12 protein-coding genes are annotated in these 18020 nt (G+C 43.6%); 3 read left to right on the forward strand and 9 right to left on the reverse strand.

From position 1 onward, the window contains the following. Positions 1-122: 122 nt before the first annotated feature. The 7 genes from GLO7428_RS07080 to GLO7428_RS07110 form a co-directional block, all read right to left on the reverse strand. Entirely contained in the window at positions 123-3356 is a 3234-nt protein-coding gene (locus GLO7428_RS07080; RefSeq protein WP_015187881.1) for a hybrid sensor histidine kinase/response regulator, read from the reverse strand. 112 nt (positions 3357-3468) lie between these two features. After that, positions 3469-6207, reverse strand: a complete 2739-nt coding sequence (locus GLO7428_RS07085) for a methyl-accepting chemotaxis protein (protein ID WP_015187882.1) — start codon at positions 6205-6207, stop codon at positions 3469-3471. Between the two features lie 15 nt (positions 6208-6222). Beyond that, positions 6223-9270, reverse strand: coding sequence for a methyl-accepting chemotaxis protein (locus GLO7428_RS25935; RefSeq protein WP_015187883.1), 3048 nt, complete (start codon positions 9268-9270; stop codon positions 6223-6225). A gap of 79 nt (positions 9271-9349) precedes the next feature. Continuing rightward, positions 9350-12154 carry a methyl-accepting chemotaxis protein gene (locus GLO7428_RS07095; protein WP_015187884.1) on the reverse strand — a complete coding sequence of 935 codons (2805 nt, stop codon included), beginning with the start codon at positions 12152-12154 and terminating at the stop codon, positions 9350-9352. Between the two features lie 203 nt (positions 12155-12357). Further along, positions 12358-12918 carry a chemotaxis protein CheW gene (locus GLO7428_RS07100; RefSeq protein WP_015187885.1) on the reverse strand — a complete coding sequence of 187 codons (561 nt, stop codon included), beginning with the start codon at positions 12916-12918 and terminating at the stop codon, positions 12358-12360. 33 nt (positions 12919-12951) lie between these two features. Next, on the reverse strand, positions 12952-13317 hold the full coding sequence (locus GLO7428_RS07105) for a response regulator transcription factor (protein WP_015187886.1): 366 nt from the start codon (positions 13315-13317) through the stop codon (positions 12952-12954). A gap of 107 nt (positions 13318-13424) precedes the next feature. Further along, on the reverse strand, positions 13425-14585 hold the full coding sequence (locus GLO7428_RS07110; RefSeq protein ID WP_015187887.1) for a response regulator: 1161 nt from the start codon (positions 14583-14585) through the stop codon (positions 13425-13427). Positions 14586-15006: 421 nt separating this feature from the next. Between GLO7428_RS07110 and GLO7428_RS27690 the strand changes: the two genes are divergently transcribed. From GLO7428_RS27690 to GLO7428_RS07120, 3 genes are all read left to right on the forward strand, one after another. Beyond that, positions 15007-15255: a hypothetical protein gene (locus GLO7428_RS27690; RefSeq protein WP_155823604.1), complete on the forward strand. Its 249-nt coding sequence runs from the start codon at positions 15007-15009 to the stop codon at positions 15253-15255. Positions 15256-15270: 15 nt separating this feature from the next. Continuing rightward, the gene (locus GLO7428_RS07115) at positions 15271-15813 is read left to right on the forward strand and encodes a universal stress protein (RefSeq protein ID WP_015187888.1); all 543 of its coding nucleotides are present in this window, start codon (positions 15271-15273) and stop codon (positions 15811-15813) included. A gap of 224 nt (positions 15814-16037) precedes the next feature. After that, positions 16038-17000: a protochlorophyllide reductase gene (locus GLO7428_RS07120; RefSeq protein ID WP_015187889.1), complete on the forward strand. Its 963-nt coding sequence runs from the start codon at positions 16038-16040 to the stop codon at positions 16998-17000. 100 nt (positions 17001-17100) lie between these two features. Here GLO7428_RS07120 and GLO7428_RS07125 read toward each other — a convergent pair whose 3' ends face one another. Beyond that, the gene (locus GLO7428_RS07125; RefSeq protein WP_015187890.1) at positions 17101-17646 is read right to left on the reverse strand and encodes a gamma-glutamylcyclotransferase; all 546 of its coding nucleotides are present in this window, start codon (positions 17644-17646) and stop codon (positions 17101-17103) included. Positions 17647-17672: 26 nt separating this feature from the next. Continuing rightward, positions 17673-17798 (reverse strand): hypothetical protein, encoded by a 126-nt coding sequence (locus tag GLO7428_RS29415; protein WP_255348369.1) that lies wholly within the window; start codon positions 17796-17798, stop codon positions 17673-17675. Positions 17799-18020 lie beyond the last annotated feature (222 nt).

The following is an 18020-nucleotide window of genomic DNA, read 5'->3' on the forward strand; positions in this document are numbered from 1 at the left end:
CTCTGATAATTAAGTAGGTGAAAGATTGGTCATTGGTAACTGGTAATTGGTAAAAATATGAATTAAGTTCCCATTACCTAATATCAATACATATAATATTTAAGGATACCTACTTCAATTAGCTAAACAGTCGATACTATTGTTGCTATATTTTGTTGAATAACTTCTTTAATTGCTGTCACAAATTCTTGCTCAATATAAGGTTTGGTAAAGTAATTATTTGCGCCTAAATGCTTTGCTAATTGTCGATGTTTATCACTGCTGCGCGACGTTAACATGACGACAGGAATTTGGACAAGTTGAGGATCTTGACGACGATGGCTAAGAAACTCAAAACCATTCATATTCGGCATTTCCACATCACATACTACAAGTTGAACCGCCGATTGTTGCAATTGTTCAATTGCTTCACGTCCATCGCGTGCTTGCAAAACGCGATAGCCCACCTTCTGAAGTGTAAGTGCCAATGTCTGGCGTAGGGTAATTGAATCATCAACAACTAAAACTGTCGTAGTTGTATCTTTTTTAACAGACGCCATTGGAGGACTATCACTAGCAGCAACGACAGGTAAATCAGACCCTGAATCAGAGGACATAGTTATAGAAAACTCTGTTTTAGTTCCAGTAAAAGATGCTAGTATTTCTGCACCATCAATTACTGGAATGAGACTGCCATTACCTAAAATTGTACAGCCGTAGATGTAATTTGGCGGTGCGATCGCCTTACCAAAAGGTTTAATAACCAATTCTTGCTCAGTCACTAGACGGTCAACTTCGACAGCAATAAGATTATTTTCTTGCTCCAACAACAACATTGGAGATGCCCAATCTTCTGGCGTGGGAACGGCTTCTAAGTTAAGGTTAGGCACCGTTTCAGGTAGCGGACAGCTATATCTAATCACTTCAGCTAGACGATAGATCGGAATAATACGGTCTTGCCAGTGCAAAAAGCGATACCCGCTTGAGTTTTTGACTTGGTTAGCTTCAGGAATTAAAATCTCTGCGATACTGTCTGAAGGCAAAGCATAAGCATTCGTACCCACAAAACAAACAAGTAACTTTGCAATTGTCAGTGTCAGCGGAATCCGCAAACTAAATACGCTACCCTTTCCAGGTTCAGAAGTTACTGTGACGTTACCTTTAAGCGATCGCAGTTGTGCGCGGACAACATCAAGTCCGACCCCCCTACCTGATAACTCACTAACTTGCTTGGCGGTAGAAAACCCAGGCTCAAAAATCAAATCTAACAAGCGTGCAGATGATGCTGTATTGACTTGTTCTGGAGACAACAAGCCCATTTCTAAAGCCTTAGCACGAATCCGCTCTAAATTTAAGCCTCGACCATCGTCCCGAACTTCAATAATCGTTTGATTACCCTGGTGGTAAGCACGAATTTCAATTTTGCCTTGAGTCGATTTACCTTGCTCTAAACGGATATCTGAAGGTTCAATTCCATGATCAAACGCGTTACGTACCAAGTGCAACAAAGGATCGTAAAGCTTCTCTAATACTGCCTTATCAACTAAAACTCCAGTTCCACTTAGTTTTAAATCAACAGGCTTATCATACGATCGCGACAAGTCGCGTAACATCCGAGGAAAGCGGTTGAGTACCTCACCCAGAGGCAACATTCTTGCCCACATTAACTCATCGCGCAAGTGTGCGAGCATTTGGCGCTGTCCTTCAATTGTTTCGCTCGATTGTCCCGCGAGAAGCACAACGTCACCTACAGTTTCTTCGAGTTGCACCATGTCTTCTAACGTAGCTTGCAACAACGAGTAAACCTCGCCGTAACTGTCCATCTCTAATGAATCAAAAGATGCCAACGAGGGAAGTAGTGTAGTAGCGCTAGAAGCGGTAACTAGGTTCTCTGAGCGTTCTTTTGCAGGTAACGTAACGCCATGACTTGCAGTGCGACCCCTAGCATTATGCTCAGGTGCAACTACCATTAAATCTGACAGATCGCGTAACTGCCGTGCCATTGTTTGGAACTTAGTAAAGCGGCGTAAGAGTTCTTGAATCGTTGCTTGTAGTTGTTCGTTTTGCAGCGAAAGACTGTTACGATTAATCGCTAACTCACCGACTAAGTTGTTCATGCGTTCGAGTCGGTCTAAGTCAACTCGTACCGAAAGCTGAGTTGTCGTTCCAGGATTTGTGCTGAGTTCGGGTTTTGGCGATGCAGATAGTTTCGTTGTCTTAGCAGCGTTAGCTTTTTGCGGTTCTGCTGGTGTTGCTACCGGAACTGATACATCAGGTGCTGGATTTGCAAATATCTCGGTAATATCTGCTGGTTTAGCAGTTGATTGCTCTACCGTTGCGGCTGAATTGGTATCAAAAATATTAGTTGCTGCTTCTCCAAAGCTACCAAAAACATCATCCAAACTTGCCGCTGGAGCCACTAATTCGGGTGCAGCTTGTTGTGTAGATTTTTGTTCATTTGTGGGCGATGCAATTGCGGGTTCTACAGTCGTTCCACCAAACAAATCATCAAGCATCAAGCCTGCGGCAGGAAGATCATTGCTGGGTTCAAAGAGTGATGGTTGTACTGGTTCTACAGTATCCGTCGTAGATTGCTTAAGAAGTTGGGTTAAAGCATCTGACGGAGTTCCACCTTGCGCGCGATCGCCTGCGAGAACTGCTAAACGTGCTGTTTGAAAATCAGTTAATGCCGTTTGGGCGATTTGGATGGCTGCGTGAGGATGCGCATCGAGTGCAGCGAGGGTTGTTGATGCAATCGCACCAAATCCAGGTAGATTAAGAAGTTCGGCGATACCTGCAAAAACTTCTGCCTGCGCCCGTATTTCTCCTTCAATAATTTCTCGATCTTGTGATTGAGCTAAAACTTGCGCTAAACGCTCGATGCCTTGTGCTACGTCTACTTCAAAAATTGAGGCGGCAATATCAACACCTAATTCGACTGAGCTTGGAATTTCTGTCGAGCCTTTGAGATATTCTCCAATTTGTGCTTCAATTTGCGCAAATACTGGTTCAGCATTTGCCATAGCTTGCTCTGCATCAAATTGCCCACTATTGAGTTGCTCAATAAGTGGTAGCCGCAGACAGTCGTAAGCTTGAAGTAACAAGTTTTCGACTTCAGCATCAATTTCTAATTCGGGATTATGCAGCCCTTTAAAAATATCTTCGAGGCTATGCGCCAAAGTTTTAATGATGTCTAGCCCCACACTCGCAGCACCACCCTTAATTGAGTGTGCGGCACGCATCATGTTATGAATTTTTGCAGTGTTACGGTCTTCTCTTAAGGTCAATAAATCTGTTTCAATTGCCTGTAGTAGTTCAGGCGCTTCTTGAATAAAAAACTGATAAGCTTGGTCGCGGATATCAGAATCGATTGCCATATTTATAAAGATCTAAATATAAAGAAATAAAAATAGAGCAGAGGTTAGAGATCAGGGGTCAGAGATTAGGGAAAGGAAACCAGGATAAACTCTAATCACTAGCCGCTAGCTGCTACTTGACTTTAAATTGCCCAACGCTTGTTTGCAGTTGATCGGCCACTGTTAGTAATTGCTGAAAGGCAGTTGATACTTGAGTAGCCTCATCTGAAGTATGATTAGCGATCGCGGCGACATCGTTCATTGTTCGTGTTACCGCGTGCGCAGCGTGCGATTGCACAAGCGATGCTTCGCTAATCGCTTGCACTAAGTTGCCAATTTCTTCACTAATCGCCGTAATTTGGGTGAGATGTTGGCGCGTTTCGTCTACCAGCATTGTACCGGTGGCGACTTGTTCGGTTCCCGCTTCCATCGCAGCGACGACAGCATTCGTTTCTGCTTGAATATCCAAGACAAGCTTTTCAATTTCTCCTGTAGCTTGGGCAGATTGACTTGCTAAGATGCGTACTTCATCCGCAAGTACTGCAAATCCACGCCCTTCTTCTCCCGCGCGTGCGGCTTCGATCGAAGCTTTGAGCGCTAATAAGTTCGTTTGTGCGGCAAATCTGCCGATCAAGTTGACGACTTTGGAAATTTTCTGAGAAGATTCTCCAAGTTGCCTAACTTTCTCCGCCGTTGCTGTCACGGTAGCGCGAATTGCCTCGATACCATCCACCGTACGGTTCATCGCCGCATCACCCGCAGCTACAGTCTCAGTTGCTTTGTGTACTGCCACTTCGGCTTGTTTCGCACTTTTTGTCACTGCCCGAATTGAGTCATCCATCGCTTGTAACTGGTTTAGTGCGGTGCTAATTTCTTCGGCTTGTCTTACAGCTTCTTGTGATAAAACTTGTACTGAACTTCCGCTATTGTTAGTTGTTGCTGTAACCTGCTCCGCCGCAGCTTTCACATTATTCACAATTTGTCGCAGGCTGGAAATCGTCGCGTTGTACGAGTCGGCGATTGTCCCGATTTCGTCTTCAGTAACATTTGCACGAACCGTCAAATCTCCTTTGTTCAGCGGATCGACTTCCATTAACAATTCAAGTGCGCGTTTTTGCAGTTTTTCTTTCTCTTGGATTTGCTTTTCCAAAAGCTTAGCGCGGTCGAGTGCAAAGCCGACTTGTGTCGCTAATTGAGAGAATAAATCAATTTCACCTTGTTGCCAATTCCGTGGTGCAGAACATTGGTGCGCAATTAATAAACCCAAAAGTTGACCGCCCTGAACAATCGGAGCAACTAGGTTAGCTTTAACCGCAAACTGTTCGAGTTGTTGGAGATAGCAATCGCCAAGCCCTGCTGTATGAATATTTGCAGTCGCTTGTACTCGACCTTGACGATAGCGTTCAACGTACTTTTGGGCAAAACAGGGATCGTCGATATCTGCACCTAAAGCTTGCGGAAAACCTTCAGCAACCGATTCAGCAACAACAGTTCCTTGCCACTTGTCGTTGAAAGTATAGATAACTACGCGATCGGCTTGGAGTTCTGCACGGATTTCTTTAACAGTAGTATTAAAAATGTCTTGTACTTGTGAAAATTGCCCTAAGAGCAGAGTGATATCTTTAACAATACGAGTACGTTCGGCTTCTGCTGTTTGGTTGTTGAGTAATTGTTGCAGTCTTGCTGCCATGCTGTTGATGTTATTACCTAGCATTGCCAGTTCATCTTCTCCAGAGACGACAACACGAGTATCGAGCTTGCCTTGTTTAATTTGAGTAACAGCTTCATTAGCTTTTAAAATTGGTTTCACTGCACGGTTGGTGAGATAAGCAGCAAGCAAACCTACGAGCAATGTTGTTAAACTTGTTCCTAGTAAGAAAGTTAATAATAATTGACGTTGAGGTAAAAATACAATGTCGCTGGGTGTACTAACAATTACTCCCCAGTTCAAATTATATAATTCTTGTAAGTCTTCAGCAGTCGCATAAGAAACTAATTTATTAGCTGTTGATTGAGCCTCAATAGTTGATGAAATATCTAGAATATTACCTGCTTGTACTTGATTAAATAGCTTGGGAAATTGTAGCTCAAAAGATTTGCCTATAGTTTCTTCGTTTGATGTTAAGAAAATTTGACCAGCCGAGTTCACTACATAAAATTGCTCTTGGCGTCGGTTATCAACGTCTAGTAATTGATTAGCAGCAAGTGGCATTCTGGCGCGAATGACACCAATATTGTTTCCTGTTACACTATCCTTAATTGGAGCGGCTATTGTGAAAGTACGAACTACACTAGATGATTTGTCAGCAATTTTTGGTTCACTCAGATAAGCGCGACCCGTTTTCAGTGCTTCCTGAAAATACACTGACTGACGATGATTGTTAATTGGTTTACCTTTTGATTGCGCTACAACATCGCCATTGAGATCAAAGACTGCAATGCTGTCGTAAATTCCGTTGTATGCTGTAACTAAGTTATTGAGAGTTGTATCTTTTGCCTGGCGAGTCGTAATCGAACGTGTCTGTGGATTGGCGAAGACATCGAGATTAGACATAGCTTGAACATCTAAAAATCTACTCTGAACGAATAGCTCTAATCTGTCTTCAAGGTCGATTGTCGTAGACTGCTGCTGACGAATAATTTGCTGGGTAATTGAACGATTAGCAAAGTAATAAGCCGTTGCACCTACCGCGATCACAGGTAGCGTACTCAGCGCGATCGCCAAGGCAGTTGCTTTAGCCCGCAAACTGATGCGACGCGAATGTGGTTTTGGTGGTGGCGATGTTGATTTGTTGCTATTGTGTGCAGGAGGCAAATGTATGGCGTTTTGCGCTTGATCGTGAGCGGTAAGCTTGGGAGAAATCTGAGTCATTGGATCGAAGCCTCTTTAATTCACTTTGAATTGACTAGCGTTAGCTTGGAGTTTTTGTGCAACGGCTAAGAGTTCTTTGAAAGATTCCGCGACTTGCGTTGCTTCAGTCAGAGTTTTATGAGCGATCGCGGCAACATCCGACATGGTTTGTGTCACTTCTGCGGAGGCTTGGCTTTGCTCGACTGTAACTGTCGCGATCGCTTTGACGAGTTCATTAATTTGGTTGCTAACATCAGAAATTTTGTTAAGGCTTTGACGCGTTTCATCGACAAGCCGCGTACCGGCGACGACTTGTTCTGTACCAGCTTCCATTGCTGCGACGACTTCGTTCGTTTCCGTTTGAATGCCTGTCACCAGCTTTTCAATTTCTGCGGTTGCTTCGGTCGATTGGCGGGCGAGGGCGCGGACACGTTCAGCGACAACAGCAAATCCACGTCCTTGTTCGCCAGCGTTTGCAGCTTCAATTGCGGCGTTGAGTGCGAGTAAGTTTGTTTGGTCTGCGAACGTACTAATCAGGTTGACGACTTTAGAAATCTTTTGCGAAGATTCACCCAATCGCTTGACTTTTTTAGATGTTTGTGCAACAGTTTCGCGAATCGCCAAAATTCCATCAACGGTGCGGTTCATCGCGGTGTCGCCTTCAGCTACGGTTTGGCTTGCTTGTTGTACCGCCGCTTCTGCTTGTTCCGCACTCGCTGCAACGGCGCGAATTGAGTTTGCCATTTGTTGAATTCGCGCTAAAGCACTCGTAATTTCTGCGGCTTGGCGCGACGCTTCTTGTGAGAGTTCAGCAACCGAACTTTCTTTCGTCGTCGTCGTTATCGCAACTTGCTGGGCTGCTTCTTGTACCTGCGTAACGATTTGGCGGAGGCTGGAGATCGTTGCGTTGTATGAGTCAGCGATCGTTCCGATTTCATCCTCAGTGACACTCGCCCGAATCGTCAGATCCCCTTGCGTGAGCGGATCAACTTCCATCAAAAGTTCTAAGGCGCGGCGTTGTAGCTGTTCTTTTGCGGCTTTCTGCTGTTCGAGAAGGTTAACGCGGTCTAATGCAAATCCAACTTGAGTTGCTAACTGCGAAAATAAATCAATTTCAACTTGTTGCCAAGCACGCGGTGCAGAGCATTGGTGCGCAATGAGTAAACCAATTAACTTCCCATTGGTGATGATTGGCGCAACCAAGTTTGCCTTCACTGCAAATTGTTCGAGTTGCTTGATATGACATTCGGTTAAGCCTGCTGCATAGATATTTTCAGTCGCTTGCACGCGCCCTCGACGATACTTATCAACGTAGCGATCGGCAAAGCAAGGATCGGCAATTTTAGCCCCCAAAGCTTGCGGAAAACCATTGATAATCGCTTCTGAAGTGACCGTACCTTGCCATTTTTCATCAAAGCTATACACAACAACGCGGTCGGCTTTAAGTGCTAAACGAATTTCTTGTGCTGCGGTATCTAATGTATTTTGCGTGCCAAGCGCTTGGCTGAGGCTAACAGTAATATCTTTTAAAATCTTGGCGCGTTCAGCTTCTTGACGACGGGCTTCTAAGTTGGCGGCGATGTTCTGCGCCATGATATTCATTTCGCGCGAAAGAACGCCGAGTTCATCTTGGCGATCGCTATCTACATCTAAATCAAATCCCGCTTCCCCTGAAGCAACCTGCTGCGCAAACCCTGATAACTTCCGCATCGGACGCGCAAACGAATTCGCGATCGGAATCGAAATCAAACCAACGATGAAAAGTATACCACCTCCCATGCTGTAGGCAATCAGTTGTTGGTTTGCCAACTGGTTTTCCGCTTCTAAGAAAGATTCGCCAACATAAGCAATTCCTACAGGCTTTGCTTGTTCAGGATTAAGAACTTGCTGATGATCGTAAAGCGGCGTATAAAATGCGAGATACTGTCTACCAACAATACTAGTTTCACCAATAAATTCTTCACCTTGATTAAGGACTTTTTCTGCTACTCCACGCGCAACTCGCGTACCAATCGCTCGTGTTTTATTATCTGTGTAAGGAACGTTGGTGACGACCCTCCAATCTTTAGCAAATACAGTTGCTGTAGGTACATTATAATTTTGCGAAAACTTATCGACTAAACCATAGTTACGATTAAGTAAAGTACCAATAACAACCGCGCCAACGACTCTATTATTTGCTTTGATGGGGTGAACTGCCATTGTTAGCAAACCTGCCTTTCCACCATCAATTTCATACGTTCCCTCAGGAAATGGAGTTTTTTCTTCAGGCAAGTTTCGATTAGGTTGTTGCCGCAAACCAATATTTGCTTGTTTATCTAAGCCTAGCTTTTGCAGAGATTGACTTTTAACTAGTTCTATACCAGCGAGAGGTTGTCCTGTTTTCAGAGCATTTTGGACAATCGGAATATCAGTAAGAGAAATCCCTGTAGGTAAAGATAGCTTGCGATATTTTGGTGAATTTATTTGTTGATTTGATGTTGGTAGAAGTGGTGGATTGGTAAAGTTATCATCAATGACAAAAATATTTTGTGCAACTGTTCTACCTTGCGCATCGGTAATAATTTTAAAATTTTTAGTTAACTCAGGATTTTCTTTATTCTCGTTAATGACTAAGTAATCTTCTATAAATTCACGTCGCGCTGCTACTTGCGCCGAATTATTGAGGTCAATTCCCGTTGCTTGTAAGATGTTAGCTAAATTTTCCGCTTGCGTTTCTGTATCGACTTGTGTCCAAAGAACATACTCATTGGCAAAAGTTCGCCCTTGTTGCTGCAAAGTTTGTTTCAAATCTTCTATGGCGCGATCGCGATTCAGGGTAATTAAACCTTGCGTCACCACAAGTACAGGTATTGCCGCACTACCAACTAAAAGTAGCGTCAGCTTAGTTCTAAAAGTGAGGTTATCCCAACCACGACGCAGCCACGAAAAGGCGTTTTTAGACTTGGGCTGCAATGGTTGGGGAGAAGTTGGTTTTGATGTTCTTAAGTCTACTGCTAGTGCTTCAGAGTCTAAGCTGCTAGACGCCGAAATTTCACTAGTTCTACTATTATCTACAGATTCTTCAAGGCGATGATCTAACATAGTTATAAATAAATATAGAAATTAGAGTGCAGGAATTGGGGGAGGATCGAGAAAATAATTAGCCACTTGCCCTGATTCCCTAATTAACTTTGAATTGACCAACACTCGTTTGCATTTCGTCGGCGACTGCTAGTAGTTGCTTAAAGGCAGCAGATACTTGCGTTGCTTCATTAGAAGTGCGATCGGCGATCGCTGCCACATCTGACATTGTTTTTGTCACTTCATCAGAAGCTTGCGATTGCATGGCTGATGCTTCGCTAATGGCTTGTACCAAAGAACTAATTTGAGCGCTGACAGCTGTAATTTTGTTGAGATTTTGACGTGTTTCGTCAACCAAACGAGTTCCAGTAACAACGCGTTCGCTTCCAGCTTCCATCGCAGCGACGACAGCATTGGTTTCTGTTTGAATTTCTGCGACAAGCTTTTCAATCTCTGCTGTAGCTTCAGCCGATTGTCGTGCTAGCGAACCAACTTCATCGGCAACGACAGCAAATCCACGCCCTTCTTCTCCAGCGCGTGCCGCCTCAATCGCTGCATTAAGTGATAGCAAGCTTGTTTGTTCAGCAAAGGAACTAATTAAACTGACTACCTTAGAAATTTTTTGTGAAGATTCACCGAGTTGTCGTACTTTAGCGGATGTTTCTGCCACAGTTTCGCGAATCGCCTCAATACCATCAACCGTGCGGTTCATCGCGCGATCGCCTGCGAGTACGGTTTCATTCGCTTGTTGTACCGCAACTTCAGCTTGTGCAGCACTTTCCGCAACAGCTTGAATAGATAGTGACATCTGGCGGATTTTTTCGAGTGCCAGCGCAATTTCTTCAGCTTGCCGCAATGCTTCCGTAGATAACTCAGCGACAGCGACTTCATTACTTGACGTTGTATTAGCAACTTGCGCCGCTGCGTTTTGTACTGTAGCAACGATCTGCCGTAAGCTATTGATAGTAGCGTTGTAAGAGTCAGCAACTGTGCCAATTTCATCCGCAGTGACTTTAGCGCGGATTGTGAGATCGCCGCGACTAACGGGGTCAACTTCTTGCAGTAACTCTAGCGCCCGTTGTTGTAGCTGTTCTTTAGCGGTTTTTTGCTGTTCTAGCAACTTAGCACGGTCTAAAGCAAAGCCGACTTGCGATGCAACTTGGGAGAATAAATCAATTTCAGATTGCTGCCACGATCGCGGTGCAGAACACTGATGCGCAATTAATAAGCCCAAAAGCTGCCCGCCTTGCAGCACTGGGGCGACCAAATTTGCTTTGACCGCAAACTGCTCAAGCTGGTTGATATGACACTCAGTAAGACCTGCTGTGTAGATATTATCTGTGGCTTGTACCCGACCTTGTTGATACCCTTCGACATATTTATCTGCAAAGCACGGGTCATCAATATCTGCACCCAAGGCTTGCGGAAATCCGGCGACGACTGATTCCGCAACCACTGTACCTTGCCATCGCTCATCAAAAGTATAAACAACTACTCTATCTACCTTGAGAGCCTGACGAGCTTCGGTAACAGCAGTCTCAAAAATATCTTGCGCCTGCGTATACTGGACCAAATTAACTGTAATATCTTTTACTTGTCTTACGCGTTCGGCTTCGGCGGCTTGCGTGTGTAGCAATTGTTGTAATCGGGCTGCCATTGAGTTGATGTTACTGCCAAGCGTGGCAAGTTCGTCATTGCCTTTAACGGGAATCCGGCTGTTAAGTTCTCCTTCCCCAAGGCGTTCTACGGTATCGGCTGCGGTTAAAATTGGTTTAGTTGCACGGTTGGCAAGATACGCAGCCAGTAAACCCACCAGAAGCGCGGTAAGTCCGGTTCCTAATATGAGTGTTGCTTCTAAACGTTCCAAGGGCTCAAACGCCACAGAGGTATCTTTGAGGAGAACAACTTGCCAATACAAATCGGGTAGCCCTTCAAGCGATTGTGTTGGAGTATAGGCGGCGATTTCTTCCTCGTTATCTTCTAGATCAGTGACAATTTGAGAGCCAGATTTTCTAGTAATGAGCGGTTTGGTTAATCCTGGAAAGTGTTCAAAAAATTCTCTGCCGAGATGATACTCGTCGCCAGTTGCAATAAATACTTCCCCTGCCGCATCGAGGATATGATATTCATCTTCAACACCTTCGGTTAAAAGAAAGTTGGCAAGTTGCTTGACAGGCATCCGCGTACGCAAAATCGCGATCATTTCGCCTGTGGTGCGATCGCGAATTGGTGCCGCAGAATGAATAACGAGTTCTTCGGATGTTGGCGATTTTGTGGGAAGATCAATATAGGATTTTGCGTTTTTCTTAACTAACTGAAAATAGAGTTGATTGCCCTGATTTGGTAGCGCAGCACCTTGCGATTGAAATAAGACATTACCATCAAGATCAAAGACAGCGATACTGTCGTATACTTTGTAATTTTTGACATACGTATCGAGAATTTCTTGCTTTTGTTGCAGCGTTGATTGCGATCGCAATTGCGGATCGGTAAAAATTGCTGAACTTGATAGCGTTTGTAAATCTCCATAGCGCTCAAACATAAAGCCATTGGCTTTACTCGCGACGAGAGAGGTTTTTTCGACTTGCCCTTGAATCACCTGTTTGACAAATGCTTGGTGCGCAAACTGATATGCAGTCGCCCCAATTGCTAAGACAGGTAAAGTACCCAGTGCGATCGCCAGTGCGGTTGCTTTGTACCGCAAGCTTATTCCCTTTGACTTACGCGGCTTGGGAACTTGCGGTTCTACTGGCGGTGGTAATTCCGCGATCGCATCTGTATCTTGTTGAGGCGTAACCCATTCGGTTTGCGGTAACTGGTTATGAATTACCACTGTACCTTGCTCAGAGGAATTCGGAGCATCAGTTGTAGAGGTATTTGTATGGGGTTCAGAAGAGGGAACCATAGGTAAAAACTAATAAAAAATATAGTTATTGACATCAAAACCTGGAAACAAAGGCTTGATGTGATGTATGTTTTAGTCACTTGCATATACGGCAAGCACGCGAATGGCTAATTGCGCATTGCTGTTGGCAAATAACAATTAGCGAAAACAAAAATTATGCACAAATTGAGCTAAATTTAGTAAAAAGACCATGTATGAAAAATTTAGTTTTGAGCCATTCCCGCAATAATTGAGTTACCGTCAAGCACCACTGTGATTTCACCTGTTGGTTTGAGCCAATAACCACGCAGAAAAGGAACTAATTCAGGTTTAACTGCTGATTGTGGAGGAGATTGAATAATATCTGGGTTACAGGATTCGAGATCTTCTACACGATTAACCAACAACCCCAGCATCTTTTCACCGGTATTTTGATTTCCTGGGGTAAATTTCTCTGACTGGGCATTACGAATAACGACAGCGGTATAAGTCGAATAATAGGTTGTTTGTTGTGACAATGGAGTCAGCCCTAACAAATGTCCTAAATCGACAATCCACAAAATTTCACCCCGCCAGTTATAAACACCTAACACCCAACCTGGCATATGGGGAATCGGTACAACTTGAGCGATCGGGATCGTTAGCACTTCGGTGATCTGATTCACTGCCAGCATAGCTGTTGTATCAGGAACGAGGTGTACTCGCAAAAACTGTTGAGTGACACCTGTGGTTTGTTCAGTTGCAATGCTAGGTGTCGTGCCTCTCGTCAAAAACTCCGATATCATGGCTTATCTCCTGGCGAGGCGATCGTGATTGCCTTAACCTTGAATTAGTTGTTTAACAGTACGTACGAGTTCTTCTTGATCGACAGGTTTGGATAGATACGCGTCTGCACCTTGCTTTTTACCCCAGAATTTATCCATATCACTGCCTTTGGTTGAGCAGATCACGACAGGAATTTTACTGGTGCTTGCTTCGGCTTTGAGATCGCGGCAAAGTTCAAAACCACTTTTATCAGGTAGTACGACATCTAAAATAATCGCATCTGGTTTTTGGCTGCTGAGTTTGTTCATTGCATCGCCACCATCACAAGCTGTGATGACATTTAAGCCGCTACGACGCAGACAGCTACTGATAATTTCGATCTCAGTAATCGAGTCATCAACAACTAAAACTGTACTCATCGTTTAACCTCAGAAATAATAACTAGTTGTGTTTATCGTTGTGCTAAATGCAGCGCTAAGCCGCCTGACACGAGGGTGTTGTCAGGTAAATCGTCAAAGCAACAAAATTACGCCTGTGGAGTTTTGTTGAGGTGCATTTGTGTTACTTCTAGTAACGTTTGGGCATCCACTGGTTTACTTAAGAAATCTGTGGCACCAACAAGTTTGGCTCGAACGCGATCAATGATGCCATCGTTACCAGTGAGAATAATAATTGGCGTATCGCGAAATACAGAAACTTTGCGTAATTGACTGCAAATTTCATAGCCATTTGTATTCGGCATAACTAAATCTAAAAAGATTAATTCTGGTTTGCGAGTCAGTAATGTCGCGATCGCGCGTAACGAGTCTTGAATCGAGACAAATTGATAGCCTGCGGTTGTTAAAATCTTTTCTAAACTTTGACAGACTAGCGGACTATCATCGACGCAAGCGATTAAAGCTTTTGAGGAAGCGATAGTTGGTTGTGATACGACGGTTGCAGGTGGGGAAATTGGGGGTGCGGCATCAGGAATGTCAACAAATTCAATTAACCCTGATTGAATATAAGGTAGAAGTGAAGAAGTAACTTCCATCACATCGCGCTTCATTCCCGCTGCAATATCGCGTAGCGATCGCTGTCCGTCTAATAATTTTGTCAAATTTTGAAAGACTGCTGGTGAGACTTGCTGTTGTAACTGTTCGGGTTCGCGAATGATCGGGGCGCGGTTGGGCGAACGATCTGCGAGTTTTGCTTTTTGCCAGTTTTGCCACGCGTTTTGGGCTTCGGCGATCGCTTGTCCTGGTTCGAGCAATACGAGTTGCGGAACCGAGAGATTATCTGGCTTCACTTCACCTGTAATATTTGTTGCTTGAGTGATGTCAAATAACACTTCTGCCACAATTGAAGCAATAATTTTTGCTGCTTGATCGCGCGTTGTTTGTTGCTGTTCGACTGCCGAATACAACAAAAGATATTCCCAAGAGATCTCACCACTACTATTGTCAGTATTCTCTGGAAACTTGAGAGCATTCACATCAAGTTGGGGGCAGTAGGTCAGTAGATTTCTTCGCCAACGCTTGACAGGATGATTACCACCTGTAGCATATAAAATCCGCCCTAGAAATAGGTAAATATTCCACTCTTGACCTTGAATGTCTTTGAGTATTAATTTTCCACTAAATCTTTCTTGCTTTAATATTGCCAGTTTACTGACAAAATCGGTATTATTGATTGTTTCAGCAAGCATAATATTGAATTCTCGCTACATTTTTGTGTACTACCAGTTGTCATAAATTGAATACTTAACTGGAATGGCTTACTAAAATTCCAAGCATTTAAATATCGTTTCTCATTTAAATTATTCAATAATATTAATCATGTAACTATGTCAAAATATGCGTTTATTTTCACTCGCAATTCAGAGCGTGAAGCAAACCACAGTTCCTACTCTGTTTTGATTGCAACAAACACCACTCCTCGTTAAGTTGAGTCGATCATGACATTGCTATAATTAACTCAGTAACCGTATCAATACTGAAATTATCTAAGCAAGAAAGCTAGATATAAGTGTTATCGCGGGATAAGAAAACGATGTATTAGCGTGCAATCATCGTTATAACTTCTCAAAAATGAGCTTTCTGGATTAAATTCTCAAAAAGCTTAAATATTTGCGACTTAGGAGTGAGCAACAAGATGAGAATTATGCTGGGCTGGTACGCGATCGCGTTTTACGCATCACGCGTCCTACTTATGCTTTGTCAGCCCAGTTAGTGGAGTTACCGTTTTTTAAGTTTCCCCACAATTTCCTCAAATTCTTTGTTTATATACATAAATTAGAAGTATACCGCACGGTTATTGCGATCCTGCTTTCTGGTAAGACGTGTCGCAAGCAGGTAACTACGAGTAACGATGCATAGTTGGAGGCAGTCTATATGTTCGACCGAATTCTCGTTGCAATGGATACCTCTGCAATTGGTAAAGATGTATTTGAAGAAGCGCTGTGTCTGGCAAAAGTCAGTAATGCGCGATTAATGCTGTTGCACGTTCTATCAGGGGAAGCAGAAGGAAGTGCAAGTGTCCCCATATTTCCCACAATGGGATATTATCCTGGCGTAAGCGATCGCACGTTGGAACTTTATCAACAGCAGTGGCAAGAAATGGAAAGACATGGCTTAGATTTACTGCGATCGTATACAGACCAAGCAACCGTTGCAGGCATCACCACAGAATTTAATCAATGTGCGGGTAGTCCTGGTCGCACGATATGCAATACAGCGCGTGATTGGCAAGCTAACTTGATTGTCATCGGGCGTAGAGGTCTTTCCGGCTTAAGTGAGCTACTTTTGGGTAGTGTGAGCAACTATGTTTTACATCATGCACCTTGCTCGGTATTGACTGTTCAACATCGGGTAAGCACTCACCCTGAAGCAACTCAACAAGAACAAATAATCGAAAAATTAGAAGTTAGTAGTTAGTAGTTTTTGGGTAATGGGTAATAGGTAATGGGACAATTAGCCCAAAAAATTTAATAGCAAATTGCCAATCGCAATTAACCATCAATAACCAATGACCAATTACCACCCTTGAGTTACGTTTGTTTTCACATTCTTACTATAGTTTCATTTCTACACATAAGTTGGATCAGTGGTGTGAGATCCTAAGAAAAGCTTAGAAGCAGTTAACGGAGTTGGAACATAGCATGGAACAACATCACAAGTCAACAGTTGTCATTACAGGAGCATCGTCAGGAGTTGGTTTATACGCGGCAAAAGCGTTTGCTCGAAGAGGATGGCACGTAGTGATGGCGTGTCGGAATTTGGAGAAGGCAAAAGACGCTGCTGAAAGTGTAGGAATACCACAAGACAGCTACACTGTTATGCATATCGACCTTGGTTCGCTCGATAGCGTTCGGAAGTTTGTAAACGACTTTAGAGCAAGCGGCAAATCGTTAGATGCTTTGGTGTGCAATGCTGCGATTTATATGCCTTTGTTAAAAGAGCCACAGCGCAGCCCAGAAGGTTATGAATTGACGATGACGACGAACCATCTTGGTCATTTTCTGCTGTGCAACCTTATGCTTGAAGATCTCAAGAATTCACCGGCTACGGATAAGCGAGTCGTCATTTTGGGAACTGTGACGCATAATCCTGATGAACTGGGCGGTAAGATTCCCCCGCGCCCTGACTTAGGAAACTTAGATGGTTTTGCTGAAGGCTTCAAAGCCCCAATCTCAATGGTTGATGGTAAGAAATTTGAACCTGTAAAAGCTTACAAAGATAGCAAAGTGTGTAATGTCTTGACGATGCGAGAGTTACATCGACGTTATCACGATGCAACTGAAATTACTTTCACTTCGCTTTATCCAGGTTGTGTTGCTGATACTCCGCTCTTTCGCAATCACTATCCGCTGTTTCAGAAACTTTTCCCTTTGTTTCAAAAGTACATCACCGGAGGGTATGTATCGCAAGAATTGGCTGGTGAGCGCGTCGCAGCGGTAGTCATCGATCCTGAATACAAACAGTCGGGTGTTTATTGGAGTTGGGGTAATCGCCAGAAGAAAGATGGTAAGCCATTTGTGCAAAAGGTTTCTCCCCAGGCGAGTGATGATACAAAAGCTGAGCGGATGTGGGATTTGAGTGAAAAGCTCGTTGGGCTTGCATGAAGATAGAGAGGGGTCAAAGGTCGGGGATCAGAGGTCAGGAAATGCTGACAACGATTCATTGTGCTGATCCTTGACTTTTACTTTGTGACATCTTAATTGGTCAAGCGGAGCGCAATATCTGATTATGAGTGTAGCGCTGTTGTAGTTGATGCATATGATTGAATAAATTCCAGCAGTATTGCTCGGTGAGTCCACACGTCACTGCACCACGCAGCACAACGTTAAAGTACCAGTCGTTTGGAGCGAGTTCTTCGGTTAGTTTATCGACAACTACGTAAGTACGAACGTTTTGATATAGGCGATCGCTGCTGGAAACGCTAATAATTTCTTGACGATACCAATTTTGTAGCACGCCTTCACGTTCGTCTAAATGAGCGCTTAAGCGCCAGGGTAATTGATACAATACGCCCTCTACAACACCACTTTTGTCTTTAATGATGTCTAAAACTCCCGAATGACGCAGCGCCGAATACGAATAAAATCCCAGACGATATCCTTTTAGCTGGGCGGGTCCGATTACGTAAATGTGCGTTTTTTCACCGAGCGATCGCTTAAGATCTACCGGACACATACAAGAACCGTACGCAAAGTAGTAAAACATTGCGTCTGCGGGGTGCTGCGCTGCTTGTCGTACCGGAAAGCTCATATAGCTGCTATCAAAGTATTTATCGTTCAGCCAATTTTAGCAGAACTTTTTTGATATAAAACCACATATTCCGACCGATAAAGTGTATTTTCTCTGCGTTGCCAAACGGTGTAGTGCGGAGGAACTTGTGAGGCTGTCAACCGGATTGGCATTGTATTAACTGTGCGATCGCAGCTGTCATTGCGTTTGTTAAATCAAAGTAATTCTTGAAGAAAAACGGCATTTTTGTCGAAAAAATTCAGTAAACATTATTTAATGTTTATGTATTATTACTGAATAGAGAATAAATCCAAAGTAACAATAATTACTACTGCCTTGAAAAATATAATGACATATATAAATAGAGAATTTGATAAAATTCGATCTACAGCGAT

Origin of the sequence: Gloeocapsa sp. PCC 7428 (assembly GCF_000317555.1) — a bacterium.
Taxonomy (GTDB): domain Bacteria; phylum Cyanobacteriota; class Cyanobacteriia; order Cyanobacteriales; family Chroococcidiopsidaceae; genus Chroogloeocystis.